Origin of the sequence: Seonamhaeicola maritimus, assembly GCF_008056315.1 — a bacterium.
GTDB lineage: Bacteria > Bacteroidota > Bacteroidia > Flavobacteriales > Flavobacteriaceae > Seonamhaeicola > Seonamhaeicola maritimus.
This window is the reverse complement of the sequence record NZ_VRKQ01000008.1, coordinates 1,717,886-1,735,578: the sequence shown is the minus strand read 5'-3', so window position 1 is coordinate 1,735,578 and position 17,693 is coordinate 1,717,886. Positions and strand designations below refer to the sequence as shown.

The window sequence follows — 17,693 nt, the reverse complement described above, 5'->3', positions numbered from 1 at the left end:
GAAGACCATATAATTATTTTTCTGTGGTCTTTAAGATATTATAGTCATTATCAAACATTTTTAAAACTTCTGAAGAAACTGGCTTTTCCTTAAGTTTTATTCCGCTTTCAAAAATTATTGGTCTTATTTCTTGAATCTTATGCTTGTACCAAAACCCAACTTTGGTAAAACCTATGGCATAAACTTCGTTATTTCGAGAAAAGACTTGACGGTGATATACCCAATTATCATCCCAACCTTCAAGAATTAGTGTGATCTTAAATTTAGTCCAACGTTTTAAAGGCTTTTTATAGATAATTTTCTGAGAGCCAATTACAGGGTATTTTCTTTTCTTTATGGTATTCTTATACAAGTCTGTACGGAAAGTAATTTCTAACCGAATTAAATCCATGTAGTAGAAATACTTAGAATTGGCCATAAACCTGAAGGCATCGCAATCTAAAATACTTACACGTCTGGTCCTCGAAAAATTTTCGTCTAGGTTTACCCTTTTCCAGAAGAATTTTGAGCCAAAAAAGACAAAAACAATGTGCAACCAATAATAAATCATGCTTTATAATTTACTAGTAGGTATTGCTTAGGTTTGGGTTGGCTTTATAACTAAGTTTAAAAGGTAATAAAAAATTAATGTATTGCAACTATTTGGCAAGTATGTTTAGCCCCGATTGAAGCGGCATCCTTTTTTGAGTTTCGAAAAAAAGATATAGCGGAAAGCGGGAAATAGCTACTAAGAATACATCTTGTTAATTAAAAAATAGTCTACAAGAACCAATGCTGCCATAGCTTCTACAATGGGTACTGCTCTAGGTACCACACAAGGATCATGACGTCCTTTACCCTGCATTTCTACAGTATTGCCATCTTTATCAATAGTTTCATATTTCTGAATTAAGGTAGCAACGGGCTTGAAAGCAACATTGAAATAAATATCCATTCCGTTACTTATACCACCTTGAACACCCCCCGAAAAATTGGTTTTTGTACTACCATCGTTGTTAAAAGAATCATTATGGTCACTACCGTACATGGTACTTCCATGGAATCCACTACCATACTCAAATCCTTTAACGGCATTTATAGACAACATGGCTTTTCCTAATTCAGCATGTAGTTTATCAAATACGGGTTCGCCTAATCCAACAGGTACATTTTTAATAACACAGCTAACAACACCACCAACGGTATCACCTTTACTACGCACCTCTTTTATGTAGCTTTCCATCTGAGAAGCCATTTCTATATCTGGACAACGTACAATGTTTTCCTCTGCCTTAGATAAATCTATTTCTGAATACGGTTTATTAAGTTTCATAGTACCAACACTAGAAACATAAGCCGTAATTTCAAGATTCTTTAAAACTTGTTTAGCAATAGCACCTGCAACTACTCTACAAGAGGTCTCACGTGCTGAACTGCGTCCTCCTCCACGGTAATCTCTAAAGCCATATTTTTTGTCGTACACAAAATCGGCATGACTTGGTCTATAACTATCTTTAATATGTGAGTAATCATGAGACTTTTGATTGGTGTTTTCTATAACAAAACCAATAGGAGTTCCTGTAGTTTTTCCTTCAAAAATACCAGAATGAAATTTAACAGTATCTGGTTCTTTACGCTGTGTAACAATTGCGGATTGACCTGGTTTACGTCTATCTAATTCATGCTGAATTGCATCAAAATCTAAATCAACTCCTGGAGGACAACCATCAATCACACCTCCTAAAGCTGCTCCATGAGATTCTCCATAAGTAGTTAAATTAAATAGTTTTCCAAAGGAATTTCCTGCCATGTCAAAAGTTTTGCGCTAAAATAAATCTATTCTAAGAGATACAAAAGCGAAATACTGAAATTATACTACATAGCCTAAAAAACGCTTAGATATAATAACATTGATAATATTAAGTCCATAGTTAATAAGTCCATAACTATTTTTTCATATATTATTAAATGTATTGTTAATAATTCTTTCAATTAGTTAAATATTGCACCTTTTTTGGTGTTATTTTTGTTCAACAAATCTGAAATATAATTTGTGACGTATTTATATAATAGTGTCAAATATTAAACAACAAAAATTAATCTTATGAAAAAATTATTTTTATTATCATTAGCCCTTATAGGTTTTATGTTTAGTTCAGAGGCTCAAGTTATTTCTGATAATGCCATTGGTTTAAGAATGGGAGATAGTGACGGTTTCGGAGCTGAAATATCATATCAAAGAGCTTTAGGTGACAATAACCGTTTGGAGCTTGATTTAGGCTGGAGAGATGGCAACAACTATGACGGTTTTAAATTAGCTGGTTTGTACCAGTGGGTGTATCCTTTAGATGGTGGCTTTAACTGGTACGTTGGAGCTGGAGGTGGTATTGGGTCTTTCAGTATAAACACTCCAGGTGCTGATATAACGGATACATTTATTTTTGCTGCAGGTGATATAGGCATAGAATATGATTTTGAAATCCCACTACTAATCTCTTTGGACTTCAGACCAGAAATTGGGTTTGGAGATGATGCATACAATAATAACGATTTAGATTTTGACATTGCTTTAAGTATCCGTTACCAATTCTAATATTAAATTCAATATTTATATATAAGCGCCTTTTTGGGCGCTTTTTTTTGTTGTATAAATTATCCCTATGAAAAATTTCAAACTATCTCACGCATTTATTTTTTTATCTTACACAATAAATTTAAATATTAAACATCATGCGATTCATTTACACCCTTTTCTTTCTTTTAATGAGTCTTTTTTTTATTAACTGTAAGGACAATTCTAAAACGAAAAAGGAAATAATAAAACCAAAACTTAAAGCACTTATTATTGACGGCGAAAATAACCATGGTGTATGGCCCAAAACCACTTTTATGATGAAAAGTTATTTGGAGGAAACGGGCTTGTTTGATGTTGATATAAATCGAAAAGCATTTACTTGGATTGGCCCTCATTATAACCCAATTGAAGGTGTTGATGATATAAATGATTTATTGACCATGTATCCGCTTAATGATGAAGTAAAAAGAACTGCGGTAGACACACCAATGGTAGACCCAAGTTTTAGTCCGAAATTTGAAAATTATGATGTAGTTATTTCTAATTTGGGATGGTTATCTTCTGAATTACCAGTAAACACAAAAACAAGTTTTGAAAATTACATGAAAAATGGCGGCGGATTAGTGGTAGTTCATGCTGCTAACAACGCTTGGGGAGATTGGGATGAATATAATAACATGATTGGTCTTGGTGCATGGGGAGATAGAGATGTCAATTCGGGTCCGTATATTTTTTATAACGATAAAAATGAAATTGAACATGACCCATCTGAAGGTATTTGTGCTTCTCACGGCCCTCAATATGAATATCAAATTAAAACAAGAGCTGCAGATCACCCAATAATGAAAGGCCTTCCGGATGTCTGGCTTCACACAAAAGACGAATTATACGACCGTATGCGTGGTCCAGGAGAAAATATGACAATTCTTGCAACAGCTTATTCTGATGTTGAAAGAAACGCACCGCCTTGGATGGAAGAGGTATCGGGAACAGGACGTCATGAACCCATGCTTATGGCAATAGAATATGGTAAAGGGCGTGCCTTTCATTCTGCTATGGGTCATATGGATTATTCATTTGAATGCGTTGGTTTTACAACTACGTTTCAGCGTGGTGCAGAATGGGCAGCTACAGGAAACGTTACTCAGGATATTCCTGAAGATTTCCCAAGTGCAGATAGTACAAGCTCTAGAAAATGGACGTATAAGCCCCTTAATTAAAACAAGTTTGAAGTTATTTACTAATCCAAAAGTCGAATCACATTTTAATCATTATCCTGATTCTGTTAGTAATCAGATGTTAGCTCTCAGAGAATTGATTATTGAAACAGCAAGAGAGACTGAAGGGATTATATCTTTAGAAGAAACTTTAAAATGGGGAGAACCAAGCTATATTACCAAACACGGTAGCACCTTAAGAATTGATTGGAAAGCAAAGTCACCCAACCAGTATGCTATGTATTTCCAGTGTACCAGTAGATTAGTTTCAACGTTTAAGTCCCTTTTTAAGGACTCTTTCAACTTTGATGGTAAACGTGCCATTATTTTTAAAATTGATGAGGATATTCCAAAAGAAGCTCTAAAACATTGTATTAAAGCTGCATTGAAGTATCATAAAATAAAACAATTGCCAACGTTAGGAATTTAAAACTGATTATTACATGAAAGCAATTCTTTTTTTCTTATTCAGCATTATTGTATCATGCAATAATCAGTCTAAAATAGATTACGATAGCAATAACCCTAAAGTGTCCTTTGCTGTATCTAAAATTCAGGATCAGATTACAGACAGTACTGTATACAGAAACATTTTTTTCAAACTTAAAAAAGACATTTATGAAAAACAGGCCTATGAGATTGATGTAAATAATGATAAAGTCATAGTATATGCTTCTGATGATTTAGGGTTAATGTATGGAGGTCTTGAGGTTGCGGAACAGTTAGAACTTTACGGAAAGATAAAACATACCTCACATTCTCCATACATTCTAAAGCGAGGGCTTAAAATGAATATTCCGCTTGATGCAAGAACACCTGGGTATGATGACACGGGTGATGCGGCTCAAATGAATATTGATACTGTATGGGAATGGGATTTCTGGAAAGCACACCTTGATCAAATGGCAATAAATAGATTCAACATATTAACACTCTGGAATCCACATCCATTTCCATCCATGATTAAACAACATAATTTTCCTAATGTGGCTTTAGATGATATTTGCATAACTACGTTAAAACCAACCGGGAAGGAGAACGAATGGGCAGAACCTCAAATGGTTTCACGAAACGTAGTTGAGAATTTGAAGGTTGTAAAGAAAATAAGAATTGATGAAAAAATAGCGTTTTGGCAAAAGGTGATGCAACATGCTCATAACCGTGGAATTGACATTTATTATTTCAACTGGAACTTATGCGCAAACGGAGCAGCAAACCCTGTTGAACCCTTTTACAGAACTTATGGACAACCTTTATGGGATGAAAAACCGGGAAAGCATGGTATTAACAATCAAATGGATAATCCTATCAACGTATCATATTACCGTGATGCCGTGAAAACGTTTCTAAAAACCTATCCCCATGTGAAGGGTATCGGAGTTACTGCTGGAGAACATATGATGGATGATGCCGGACTTTATACACGTGAACAATGGATTTGGGAAACTTATGGTTTGGGAATTATAGAAGCTAAAATAGATATGCCAGAGCGTAAGGTAGATTTTATCCACCGTGTTTGGAATACCAATATGGATAAGATTTTTAAATATTGGACGGAGTTTCCGGATTCATTTGAGGCTAGTTTTAAATATGCTAAAGCCCGTTTGTACTCAACTCCAACCCCAAACTTTGCAAAAGGACATATAGAAAACATGAAAGAGTACGGACTTAAATCTTGGTGGAATCTCAGAAACGATGATATATTTGTTCACAGATGGGGAGATCCTGAGTATGTTCGAGACTTTATAAATCATTTCCAATTAGAACACACTGCTGGGTTTTACATGGGGTCTGATGGTTATTTCTGGGGGCGTGAATTTAATAGTAAAAAGCCAGATTTGGCTGGCAAGTTGGAAGTAGATAAGCATTGGTATAAATTTATGTTATGGGGACGGTTAGCTTATAACAACACATTAGATTCAGACTTTTTTATTCACAAGATAGGCAAACATTTTCCTGAAGCAAATGCTCAGAAACTTTATACTGTTTGGCAAATGGCTTCAAAAATTATTCCAGCTGTAAATTGCTATCACTGGAATGACTGGGATTATCAATGGTCTGTAGAAGCTTGTATTGATGCGAGAAATGGATTCCATGATGTGAATCGTTTTATATCGAACCCTACTCTTAAAGATAGCGGTGTTTTAAGTCCAAAACAATATGCTGAAAATCCAAAATCAGAGAAAACCACACCCTTTGAAATTGCTTCACAGATTCGCTCCTATGCTACTAAAACATTAATTCAAGTTAATGAACTTCAAACTAATAGTAGCTCGGTAGAATTAAAATCATTACTAGAAGATCTTCAATCTATGTCTTATCTAGGACTGTATTACGCTTCCAAAATTGAAGCAGCAACGGAATTAGCTCAATTCAAAAAAAATAAAAACATTGAAAACAAAAATAAAGCTATTCTTCTTTTAGAAGATTGCGTTGGGCAATGGAAGGTTTATGCAAAAATTCAAGATAAAAATAACAAACCCCAAATGTTAGCACGAACAGGCAATTTTGATGTTAATGTAATATTGAAGGATGTGGAAAACGATGTCGAAATTGCCCGAAACATGAATTAAATTTCAGATAATTAAAAATACATGAAACTAGGTGCTTTTTCTATAAGTCTTGCTGTTAAAGACATTCACAAGTCAAAACAATTTTACGAAACTTTAGGTTTTACAGTTTTTGCCGGAGATATTGAAAGAAACTATCTTATAATGAAAAACGGAAATGCATTAGTTGGCTTATTTCAGGGCATGTTTGAAAACAACATTCTTACCTTTAATCCAGGTTGGGATGAAAACGCTAATACTTTAGAGCAATTTGATGATGTTAGAGATATTCAAAAGCACTTAAAATCAAATGACATTAAACTTGAAAATGAAGCCGATGAATCTTCATCTGGACCAGCAAGTTTAGTGGTTTTAGATCCCGATGGAAATGCTGTACTTATTGATCAGCACGTTTAACTACAATACTAGACACTTGGTAAGTGTATCTTCATAAATAGCTTCATATTGTGGCACTATTTCATGCAAATCAAACTTTAAAGATTGTGTCCTAGCATTATCCTTAAAAGTTTTTAACCTATTAGCATCACTTAAAATATGAAGTGCGTTCTTAGTCATATCTTCCACATCACCAACATCACTTAAAAAACCAGAAAAACCATTAATATTAACTTCTGGAATCCCACCAGTATTACTTGAAATAACTGGTACTCCAGAAGCCATAGCCTCTAAAGCTGCTAAACCAAAACTCTCTGTTAAAGAAGGCAGTAAAAATAAATCACTGAAGCAAAGAATTTTATCAATCTCATTACTTCTTCCAAAGAAAATTACTTTATCTATAATCCCTAATTCCTCACAACGTCTTTCAACATTTTCTTTTTCAGGTCCTTCACCAATAAACATCAATTTCGCCGGCATTTCTTTTTGAATGTTATAAAATACACTTATAACATCTTGTACACGCTTAACAGGTCTTAAATTACTAATATGAGTAATTATTTTTTCATTATCGCTAGCCATCATTCCACGCTGACAGTCTGTAAATTCATGATTGTATTTATCTAAATCTATGAAATTAGGCACTACATGAATGTCATTTTTTATATCGAATAATCGAATGGTATCATCCTTTAAATTTTTTGAAACAGCAGTAACCGCATCAGATTTATTAATACTGAAGGTTACAGCAGGTTTATAAAACGGATGACTTCCAACTAAGGTGATATCAGTTCCATGAAGTGTAGTTACAATGGGCACATTAATGCCCTCTTCCATCAACATTTTCTTAGCCATATATGCAGCATAAGCATGCGGGATAGCATAATGTACATGTAAGATTTCAATATTGTGAAGTTTTACCATATCAACCAATTTACTAGACAAAGCCAATTCATAGGGTTGATAGTGAAACAATGGATATTCTGGAACATTTACCTCATGATAATGCACATTATGGCTTACCAATTCTAAACGTACAGGTTGGTTATATGTTATGAAATGAATTTCATGTCCACGCTTAGATAATTCTAAACCAAGTTCTGTGGCTACTACTCCACTTCCTCCAAATGTAGGATAACAAACAATTCCTATATTCATTTATTTACTTTTAGTTTTCAATAGCTTCATAAATAAAGCGTTGAATTTCTGTTCGTATATTTTCTCTTAGCAACAAATTCTTTCCAGCTTTTGGGTAGGTTCTGTTGGCCAGAAATATATACACTAATTCTTCTTCAGGATCTGCCCACGCATAAGTTCCAGTGAAACCGGAATGCCCAAAACTTGTCATTGATACACAACCACATGTAGGTCCTTCTTCATCAAGTTGAGGTTTATCAAACCCTACACCTCTCCTATTGTCTTTTTCACAAAAATAACAAGTATTAAACTTATCAATTGTTTCTGGTTTTAAATAGCGTTTGCCTCCATAAAAGCCTTTTTGCAAAAACATTTGCATAATTTTAGCTACGTCATTAGCATTGCTAAAAACGCCAGCGTGCCCTCCAACTCCGTTCTGCATAGCTGCTCCCATATCATGCACAAAACCGTGAACCTTTTGATGCCTATAATAATCATCAATCTCTGTTGGTACAATCTTCTTGTTACTAATTTTATAGTAAGGATTGTACAAAGTGTTATTAGCCCCTAAAGACTGATAAAAATGTTCTTGTACCAAGTTGTCCAAACCTTTGTCGTAATGAGATTCAATAAATTTCTTTAAAATATAATATGGAAAATCACTGTAGCGATACCTTAACCTATCTAATAATTCTGAATCTTTGATTATTCTTTGAATAGAGTCTTGATAATCAGATCTTAAATACAAATTTTTAGTGACTTCAATATTAAATTTTTCTGTCTTGGTTTTCCTGTAATACGAGTCACTTGGCTTTTTAGTGATTGAGTCTAAAGTATGATAATAAAAAGGTTCCCATGGACGCAACCTAGCATAGTGAGATAACATTTTCTTAATGGTTATATCTTCCTTATTTGAACCTTTATACTCTGGTAATATTTCTGATAATTTACTATCTAATGATACAATTCCTTGCTCCACTAATTCCATCAACAAAGGTAAAGTAGCTAAAATCTTTGTTAAAGAGGCCACATCATATATATTGTCATAGCCAACTTTGGTTTTTCCGTTATAGGTGTGTTTTCCAAAATTTTTGTTATAAATTACTTTGCCTTTTCTCGCGATTAATAATTGAATACCTGGTGTCATTTGAGCATCTACAGCATATTGAGCCACAGAATCAACCTTTTCCAATTTCATTGAGCTCATACCAACGCGTTCTGGTCTAGAATAACCTAAACGTTTAATAGCATTAATTTTTATGCCATCACCAACCTTAAAAAAATCGCCTGATGAAACTGGTAAAACACCTTTAACTTCTAACGCTCCAAATAAAATTTGTGCGGATTTTCTTTGGGCTATCTCACTGTTTTGATAGCTAACTACAATACTTTCAATATTTTTAATCGTTTTTAAATCGATTAAAGTGTATGGTCTTACAAATACATCTAAAACAACATTGTGAGTTCTAGCAATTTCCTGTAACCAAACCAATTCTTTATTAGTAAACTTAAATGATTTCCAAGGGTTCTCATTAGATCTATGTAGCCCAATAACCACCGTATTATAAGCTTTTAATTTACTCATTAATTCATCAAGTTTTGTTGCTTTTACATGATGAACTTTAGTGTATTTTTTTAGTTCATTTAAAAAAGCTGAACCACTATCATCTCCCAATTGCACATAGGCTATCTTTTTAGTTTCCAAATGCTTCAATGGAAGCAAATTGCTTTCATTTTTAAGAACTGTAATAGCATTTTCAATGAGCTCTTCATACAAAATATCATCTTCTATCCTATTCAAATCCTCTTTCAAATTGGATAATTCTATAGGCTCATAATTATGAAGTCCTACCTTATATTTAGCCTGAAGAATCTTTTTAACCGAATGTTCTAAGCGTGTTTCTGAAATTTCACCATCATTATAGGCTCGTATAATTTTTAAAATACCAACTTCAACATCTTCTGACATTAACATAACATCATTTCCCGCTTTAAAAGCTGCCACATCAATTTCACCTATTAAGTCAAAATCCGCTGCACCTTTCATAGTCAAGGCATCAGTAAAAATAAGTCCTTGAAAACCTAAGGAATCTTTTAAAATATTGCTTACAATATTTTTTGATAGCGACGATGGGTAACCGAATTTACTCTCTAAGCTAGGAACATTTAAATGCGCTACCATTGCACTTGAGAGCCCTTTTCTAATAAGTTTCTTATAAGGATACAACTCAACTGAGTCGATTCGTTTTGCATCAAAACTAATTGTTGGTAGCGTTTTATGAGAATCTTGGTCGGTGTCACCATGACCTGGAAAATGCTTGGCATTAGCTAAAACACCAGCTCCTTGCATACCTGCCATAAAAGCTAAAGCTTTTTCAGTAACATTATCTCTACTTTCACCAAAAGATCTATTCCCAATAATAGGGTTCTCTGGGTTGGTATTTATATCTACCACAGGTGCAAAATTAAAATGAACCCCTAATCGCTTGCAGTGTTCTCCAATATGCTTACCTGTTTTTTCTATTAAATCATTATCCTTAATAGCACCAAGCGTCATATTCCAAGGAAAGGCATATGTTGAATCTAAACGCATATTTAGTCCCCATTCTGCATCCATTCCTATAAGCATGGGGATTTTTGACATGGATTGTAGCTCATTATTCAATTTAGCCTGTTTTATAGGACCTCCATTTGAATAAATAATACCACCTATTTTATGGTCTTGTATTAGCTTTACAATCTTGTTTTTTGTTACAGCATCCTGATTAGACATAACCTGAACCATATAAAGCTGTCCTACTTTTTCCCTTAAAGTTAATGAGCTATAAACACTATCAACCCATTTCTTTTGAGCTTCTACCTCTTCTGAAAGCAATGGATTAGATGTTGTTTGCCCCTGTAGGTTAATAAAGGCAAAAAGAGAACATATAGCAATTAGGATTTGACGCATAATAGATTTGTTAAGCAGATTAATATTAAATTAATAATACTAATAATCATGCCAAAATACTACTTTTAGCAAGAAGATAAAAAGACTTTAAGATAGTTTTATAAAGAAGAAATTAACTGAAACTACTCAATTAAATCTATATGCCTATCGTGGTATCCCAATAAGTACAATACACCGTCTAAACCTATACTAGAAATTGAACTTTGCGCATTGTCTTTAACAGTAGGTTTCGCATGAAAAGCAATTCCCAAACCTGCTAGATTAAGCATAGGCAAATCATTGGCACCATCACCTACAGCAATAGTTTGACTGATATTTATACCTTCCCTATTAGCAATATCTAAAAGGTATTCTGCCTTTTTCTCACCATTTACAATATCTCCAATGTAATTACCCGTTAAAGCACCGTCTTTAATTTCTAATTGATTAGCATAGACATAATCTATTCCTAACTCCTTTTGTAAATAATGACCAAAATAAGTAAATCCACCAGATAAAATTGCCGTTTTAAAGCCGTAACTTTTTAAAGTATCTATAAGCCTTCTAGCTCCTTTGGTAATTGGTAAATTAACAGCAACATTTTGCAATACATCTTCGCTTAAGCCTTTTAAAAGCTTCATGCGCTTTTCAAAACTTTCATTGAAATCAATTTCACCCTGCATCGCAGATTCAGTAATAGCCTTTACTTGTTCACCAACACCTGCTAATTCTGCAAGTTCATCAATAACTTCAGTTTGAATTAAAGTTGAATCCATATCAAAACAAACCAAACGCCTGTTTCTTCGGTAAATATTATCTTCTTGGAAGGCTATATCAACATCTAAATCATGTGAAATTTGCATGAATTTCTCAGTGAATTCGGCTTTATTGTCAATTCTTCCTCTAATAGATAATTGTATGGAAGCTCTTGGATATTCTTCGGTTTTTATCAAAGATAAACGTCCTGTTAAACGCTTTATAGAATCAATATTTAGTCCTTTGTCAGAAACAATTTTTGTAACCTCAGATATTTGTTCAGCGGCTAATTTTTCTCCTAAAATGGTAACAATATACCTGTCTTTTCCTTGAAGATTCACCCAGTCTTCATAATCAGTAAGAGAAATAGGATTAAACTTAGCTGTAATTCCTAACTCATATGCTTTAAACAATAAATCTTTTAATACAGCTGCAGACTTTTTTCCTGATTCAATTTCAAACATTATTCCTAAGGAAAGGGTGTCATGAATATTTGCCTGTCCAATATCTAAAACCTTAGCACCATATTCTGCCAAAACAGAAGTTAATCCTGAAGTCAACCCTGGTTTATCTTGTCCTGAAATGTTTAATAAGAAAATTTCTTTAGCCATAAGTATATTGTTTACGCTGTGAAAGCTGCAAAAATCACTATTCTATTTGAATTATGAAAGTTAATAAAGTGAATTATTAATTAAGAAATCTATTGTGCCAACTTTCACTAGCAGGAACTTCCCAATTTTCGTTAAACTCAGCAATATTATTTACTAAATTATTGAAAACAATGGTGTTTTTAGAAATAGCTCTATCCTTGGCCATTTTCTTAAATTCAGTCAATGATTTGTAGGCAATAAACTCACCCTGCTTGTAGGATACGTTCATCTTGTCCATTAAATCAACATTATATTGCTTTTCTAATTGTTGAATAAAGTTTACTGAGGCATCAATAGAACATCCGGTAGCAGTATTTAAATTCTGATTTAAACCTAATACGATAAAACGCTTATATTTAATGAGATAGCCTGAATGTAAATCACCACCATGAGCTGTCCAATTTTCTATGAAAGTATCCAATTTTGATTCTATTTCTTGTATTTCTTGTTCTGTAAAAGATCTATTTGCTTGGTATATCCAAACTCTTGATTCTTCTGGCAATGTATTAAAGTCAACTAGCATACTATTTAATTTTCTTTATTACTTTAAAATTACGGTAATCTCCAATTTTTGGGTCATACATTTCTCTTTCTTGATAGGTGACTCTAACTTTTTTATTTTTCAATTTGCCTAAATCACTTAATTGGTTTTCACCTTCGAAAAATTCTAACCATAATAGTTTTTGTGTTCTATTATCGGTATCCTTTAATTCAATAATATTAAATTGAGATTTCTCAACATTTGCTATAAACCCCACAACTACAATATCATTCTTAGCTTCTTCGAACTCATCCGCTGCATAATCTCCAGCCAGTTTCATCATAAATTCTGAGCAATAGGTCATCATTTTTAATGCTACTTCAACTCCTAAGCTTTCTAATGATTCTTCATCATCAAAAGAAATCTCTAAAAATTTATCTGCATTTTTTTTATTCTTGCCATAGCTTTCCATTACACATAAACCATATTCTAATTCTATTTGAGACGAAGAAATTCCCAATTCATTCAAATTTTTCTTATTAACACATTCACAAGTTTCTTGGGCAATTTTATTTAAAAGAGCGTCTTTTGAATCAATCTTTTGAGCATTTGTAATACTCCAAAACGCAAGTGAAAAAAATAATAAGTAGGGTTTCATATGCTATAAATTTGTAAAATTAAAGGTTTTCATTATTAGCAATCAATTCAGCAATATCTAAAACTGCTACATCTTTTTCTTTTTCTTTGGCTTTAATGCCGTCAGTCATCATGGTATTACAGTACGGACAACCAGTTGCAATAATATTTGGTTTAGTTTTTAAGGCATCTTCTGTTCTCAAAACATTAATATCCATATCACCTTTTTCGGGTTCTTTAAACATTTGGGCTCCACCTGCTCCACAACATAAGGCATTTAGCTTATGCCTTTTCATTTCAACAATATTTGCCTTGGTACTCTCCAACACAGTTCTAGGTGCATCATATTCATTATTGGCTCTACCTAAATAACAAGGGTCATGAAATGTTATACGCTTTCCTTTATATAATTCGCCTTCTACCTCTAATCGACCTGAAGCAATAAGATCTTGAATAAATTGCGTATGATGTACTACTTCATAATTACCTCCCAGGCTTGGGTATTCATTCTTTAAACAATTAAAGGAATGCGGATCACAGGTTACAATCTTTTTTACTTCGTAAGCATTCAGAACTTCAATATTCATTAAAGCTTGCATTTGAAATAAGAACTCGTTTCCGGCACGTTTAGCTACATCTCCTGTACAACTTTCTTCAGTTCCTAATACAGCAAAATCAACATTTGCCTTATTTAGAATTTTCACAAACGCTTTAGTTATTTTCTTTGCTCTATCATCAAAACTTCCTGCAGAACCTACCCAAAACAAAACCTCAGGTTGCTTGCCTTCTGCCATGTAATCTGCCATTGTTGGCACTTTAAGTTCATCACTCATGCTTACTTGGTTATTTTGATTATTCGTTTTTCCAGTTTAAACGATCCATTTGGTTATATGGCCATGGCGCTCCATTATTCTCAATATTGGACATCATATTATTCAACTCTGATGGTGCCGCAGATTGTTCCATAACCAGGTAACGGCGCATTTCAAGAATAATTGACAATGGGTTAATGCTTATAGGACATTCCTCTACACAAGCATTACATGTGGTACATGCCCACAATTCTTCATGAGAAATATAATCACCTAATAACTGTTTCCCATCATCTTTAAACACACCATTATTAGCATCAATATTTTTACCAACTTCTTCTAATCGATCACGTGTATCCATCATAACCTTTCTAGGAGACAGTTTCTTTCCTGTTAAATTTGCTGGACAAGATGAAGTACATCTTCCGCACTCTGTACAAGTATAAGCACTTAGCAATTGTACCCAACTAAGATCTTGTACATCACTAGCACCAAATTTTGCAGGCACCTCTTCTTCAGCTCCTTCTGGGGCAGCCGCAAACGGATCAACACTAGGATCCATCATCATTTTCACTTCTTTTGTGACAGCTTCTAAGTTATTTACTTGGCCCTTTGGTTTTAAACTTCCAAAATAAGTATTTGGAAATGCGAGTAGAATATGTAGATGCTTTGAATAATATAGATAGTTTAAAAAGATTAAAATCCCCACAATATGTAGCCACCAAGCTGCACGCTCTACAATAACGGCACTTTCAAAATTAAACCCTTGAAATAATGGCACTAAAAATTGACTTATCGGGTAGCTTCCTGCCTCAACATAATGATTCTCTGGAGTTCCAGGCATTATTTGAATGGTTTGATCTACAGCATTCATTATTAAAAACAAACACATTAAAACCATTTCGAAATACAATATATAGTTGGCATCGTTCTTAGGCCAACTAGTCATTTCATTTTTCCAAAAACGTTTGAGCTTAATAATATTTCTACGAATCCAAAAAACTATTACCGCAACTAGAACTAATAGTGCAAAAACCTCAAAAGAACCAATAAGAACGTCATAAAAGGTTCCTAAAAAAGCAAAAACTCTGTGTGTTCCAAAAAGGCCATCAATAATAATTTCTATAACTTCGATATTAATAACAATAAATCCAACATATACAATAGCATGCAAAAACCCCGCAATAGGGCGTCGTACCATTTTACTTTGCCCAAAGGCAATCATAGTCATGTTTCTTAACCGTTGCGATTTATTATCACTTACATCTACATCTAGTCCTAGTTTAATGTTTCTAATTAGTTTTTTTACGTTTTTAACAAAAAAACCAATTGCAATTATAAGGATGATTGCAAAAATCATGTTTGGCAAATACTGCATACTAGTTGTTTTCTTCTTCTGAGTAAGGAATTTCTTTTTTAGAAAGAATTCTAAAATAACGTTTTGGATGAAGCTTAACATCTTTTAAGAGCGCCTCTAACTCTCCTGTGGCACCCTCCAGATTATTATACAATGTTTCGTCTTTCAACAATTTACCCATTGAACCTTCACCATTTTCTAAATTAGCAAGAATACCATTGAATTTATTTAAAGTAGATTCTAAATTATTTATAGTTTCTGCAATATTAGTATTTGCAATAGAGTCTGATACTTTAGAGAAGTTAGCAGAAATATTATCAACATTACTCAAAGTGTTATCCAGTTTACTCTTATTAATAATAACTAGAGCGTCAATTGATTTTGAAGTTTCTTTAAAATTGGAAATAATCTCATTTAATCCACCAATACTACTTCTTAAATTCGCCTTAGTTTTTTCGTCAAAAACATCGTTTATATTTTGAAGCAAAGAGTCTGCATTTTTCAACATAGAGCCTAAATCTTCTTGAAGTGGTGTTAATTTTTGATTAACCAATTCACTTAAACCAGCTTTTACAGCTCCTATTAGCCAATCACCATCTTTAGCATTTTCAGATTTATCAAAAGAAGGAACAATAGCAATGGCTTTACCTCCTATTAATCCTGTTTCGTATAATTCTGCTTTACTATTTTTTGAAAATTCAAAATCACTATCAACTAAAAGTTCAACAATTAAATCTGCAGAACCATCGTTTTTAAATTTAATATTAGATACTTTCCCAACAACCTTACCACTTATTGTTACTGGCATTGAAGGGGTTAAACCCTCAACATTATGATATTCTGTATAAAAAGTTCGAGAAGAATCTAGTAGATTTTGACCTTTTAAATAATTAAAACCAAAAATTAAAAGAACTATTCCTGATATAACTAATACAGCTGTTTTTACTTCTTTAGATATTTTCAAAATACAAGTGTTTGAAAAACAAATTTAAAATAAATTTAAAAAGAACAGACTTAATTAGTAGTTGTTTTTAAAGCATCTACTAAGGCAATCTTCTTTCCGTCTTTAAAGGCAACAACAAAACTAGATTTATAACCCTTATTAATAGCTTCCTTCTCTAATCTTAAAATCTCATTATAATCAGAAGCCCCGCCATAATAATATTTGTATAACTTACGGTTTTCATCATAATTTCTTGTTATGTTATTTAAACCTTTAAAATTATATGGTTTTGTTTCTAAAGCCTTAGAGCTAGCTGCTATCTGCACTTTAAACTCAACATTACTAGAAGCTTGTACTGCGCTAGTTTCTTCAACAAAAACAACGCTGTGACCATCTATATTTAGGTATTTAAGGTATTTTTCAAGAGCATTAAATAAAGACTTGGTCATTATATCTTTACCACGTTTTGAGTTTAAAAATTCTTCCTCTTTTTTATGTGTTAGAAAACCTAACTCAACTAAAACACTGGGCATATACGTATAAGCTAAAACGTAAAAAATATTTTGTTTAACCCCTCTACTTCTACGTTTACCTGTAGTTTGAAATTCGTCTTCTATATAACGTGCCAGTTTTATACTATGATCTAAATACTCCTCCTGTGCAATCATTAAACCTAATAAAGACTCTGGGGAATTAGGATTAAAATCTTTATAAACTTCTGTATTATCCTCTAAAGCAATTACACTATTCTCTCGCTTTGCTACTTCTAAATTCTGTTTGTTCTTAGTAGTACCCAGAACATAGGTTTCTGAGCCATAGGCTGTTCCTTTTTTCCCTGGTTGTGCATTACAATGAATTGAAATAAACAAATCAACATCCTTTTTATTAGCTACAACTGCCCTACCATTCAAAGATGGAAAAACATCTTTATCTCTTGTGTAAACAACTTTTATATTTGGCAACTTCTGTTGTATCATTTTACCCAAAGCTAAAGATACATCTAATGCTATATCTTTTTCGGTAGTTTTATATCTGCCTGTTCCAGGAGTTCCCGAATCTCTACCTCCATGACCTGGATCTATCATAATTACAAACGAATCTGAAGATGACTGACCATAAAGAGTCATATCAAAAGAAAATGTTAATACTGAAAAAAATAATACGAAAAGTGATAATCTGTACGTTTGCATAAATGTTTTAACGTCTAAAAAACTCAGTTTATTATTTTACTTTTTTTAGTGTAGATTTTATTTTAATTTTTAAATCAATCACAGAA

16 protein-coding genes are annotated in these 17,693 nt (G+C 33.0%); 5 read left to right on the top strand and 11 right to left on the bottom strand.

The window, feature by feature from the left end; translation table 11 throughout:
• Positions 1–13: 13 nt before the first annotated feature.
• Positions 14–550 (bottom strand): acyl-CoA thioesterase, encoded by a 537-nt coding sequence (locus FUA22_RS07200; protein ID WP_147767214.1) that lies wholly within the window; start codon positions 548–550, stop codon positions 14–16.
• Between the two features lie 177 nt (positions 551–727).
• Positions 728–1,789, bottom strand: coding sequence for a chorismate synthase (aroC, locus tag FUA22_RS07195; RefSeq protein ID WP_147767213.1), 1,062 nt, complete (start codon positions 1,787–1,789; stop codon positions 728–730).
• Positions 1,790–2,083: 294 nt separating this feature from the next.
• Between aroC and FUA22_RS07190 the strand changes: the two genes are divergently transcribed.
• The 5 genes from FUA22_RS07190 (at position 2,084) to FUA22_RS07170 (ending at position 6,737) form a co-directional block, all read left to right on the top strand.
• Complete coding sequence (locus FUA22_RS07190; RefSeq protein ID WP_147767212.1) at positions 2,084–2,572, top strand: porin family protein; 489 nt, start codon at positions 2,084–2,086, stop codon at positions 2,570–2,572.
• A 137-nt stretch (positions 2,573–2,709) separates the two neighbouring features.
• Positions 2,710–3,774 carry a ThuA domain-containing protein gene (locus FUA22_RS07185; protein ID WP_147767211.1) on the top strand — a complete coding sequence of 355 codons (1,065 nt, stop codon included), beginning with the start codon at positions 2,710–2,712 and terminating at the stop codon, positions 3,772–3,774.
• A 7-nt stretch (positions 3,775–3,781) separates the two neighbouring features.
• The gene (locus FUA22_RS07180) at positions 3,782–4,201 is read left to right on the top strand and encodes a DUF1801 domain-containing protein (protein WP_241664779.1); all 420 of its coding nucleotides are present in this window, start codon (positions 3,782–3,784) and stop codon (positions 4,199–4,201) included.
• Positions 4,202–4,214: 13 nt separating this feature from the next.
• Complete coding sequence (locus FUA22_RS07175) at positions 4,215–6,344, top strand: beta-N-acetylhexosaminidase family protein (protein WP_147767210.1); 2,130 nt, start codon at positions 4,215–4,217, stop codon at positions 6,342–6,344.
• 21 nt (positions 6,345–6,365) lie between these two features.
• Complete coding sequence (locus tag FUA22_RS07170) at positions 6,366–6,737, top strand: VOC family protein (protein WP_147767209.1); 372 nt, start codon at positions 6,366–6,368, stop codon at positions 6,735–6,737.
• On the opposite strand, the gene bshA is transcribed toward FUA22_RS07170, so the two are convergent.
• From bshA to FUA22_RS07125, 9 genes are all read right to left on the bottom strand, one after another.
• A complete protein-coding gene (gene bshA / locus FUA22_RS07165) occupies positions 6,738–7,874 on the bottom strand; it encodes an N-acetyl-alpha-D-glucosaminyl L-malate synthase BshA (protein WP_147767208.1) in 1,137 nt (378 codons plus the stop codon).
• A 10-nt stretch (positions 7,875–7,884) separates the two neighbouring features.
• The gene (locus FUA22_RS07160) at positions 7,885–10,803 is read right to left on the bottom strand and encodes a glycoside hydrolase family 3 N-terminal domain-containing protein (RefSeq protein ID WP_147767207.1); all 2,919 of its coding nucleotides are present in this window, start codon (positions 10,801–10,803) and stop codon (positions 7,885–7,887) included.
• Positions 10,804–10,925: 122 nt separating this feature from the next.
• Positions 10,926–12,149: a phosphoserine phosphatase SerB gene (serB, locus tag FUA22_RS07155; protein WP_147767206.1), complete on the bottom strand. Its 1,224-nt coding sequence runs from the start codon at positions 12,147–12,149 to the stop codon at positions 10,926–10,928.
• Positions 12,150–12,225: 76 nt separating this feature from the next.
• Entirely contained in the window at positions 12,226–12,711 is a 486-nt protein-coding gene (locus tag FUA22_RS07150) for an ABC transporter ATPase (RefSeq protein WP_147767205.1), read from the bottom strand.
• Position 12,712: 1 nt separating this feature from the next.
• Positions 12,713–13,327 carry a hypothetical protein gene (locus tag FUA22_RS07145; protein WP_147767204.1) on the bottom strand — a complete coding sequence of 205 codons (615 nt, stop codon included), beginning with the start codon at positions 13,325–13,327 and terminating at the stop codon, positions 12,713–12,715.
• A gap of 19 nt (positions 13,328–13,346) precedes the next feature.
• Positions 13,347–14,138, bottom strand: a complete 792-nt coding sequence (locus FUA22_RS07140) for a (Fe-S)-binding protein (protein WP_147767203.1) — start codon at positions 14,136–14,138, stop codon at positions 13,347–13,349.
• Between the two features lie 19 nt (positions 14,139–14,157).
• A complete protein-coding gene (locus tag FUA22_RS07135; protein ID WP_147767456.1) occupies positions 14,158–15,495 on the bottom strand; it encodes a (Fe-S)-binding protein in 1,338 nt (445 codons plus the stop codon).
• Between the two features lies 1 nt (position 15,496).
• Positions 15,497–16,438 carry an MlaD family protein gene (locus FUA22_RS07130; RefSeq protein WP_147767202.1) on the bottom strand — a complete coding sequence of 314 codons (942 nt, stop codon included), beginning with the start codon at positions 16,436–16,438 and terminating at the stop codon, positions 15,497–15,499.
• A 50-nt stretch (positions 16,439–16,488) separates the two neighbouring features.
• Entirely contained in the window at positions 16,489–17,607 is a 1,119-nt protein-coding gene (locus FUA22_RS07125) for an N-acetylmuramoyl-L-alanine amidase family protein (protein WP_147767201.1), read from the bottom strand.
• Positions 17,608–17,693: the final 86 nt, after the last annotated feature.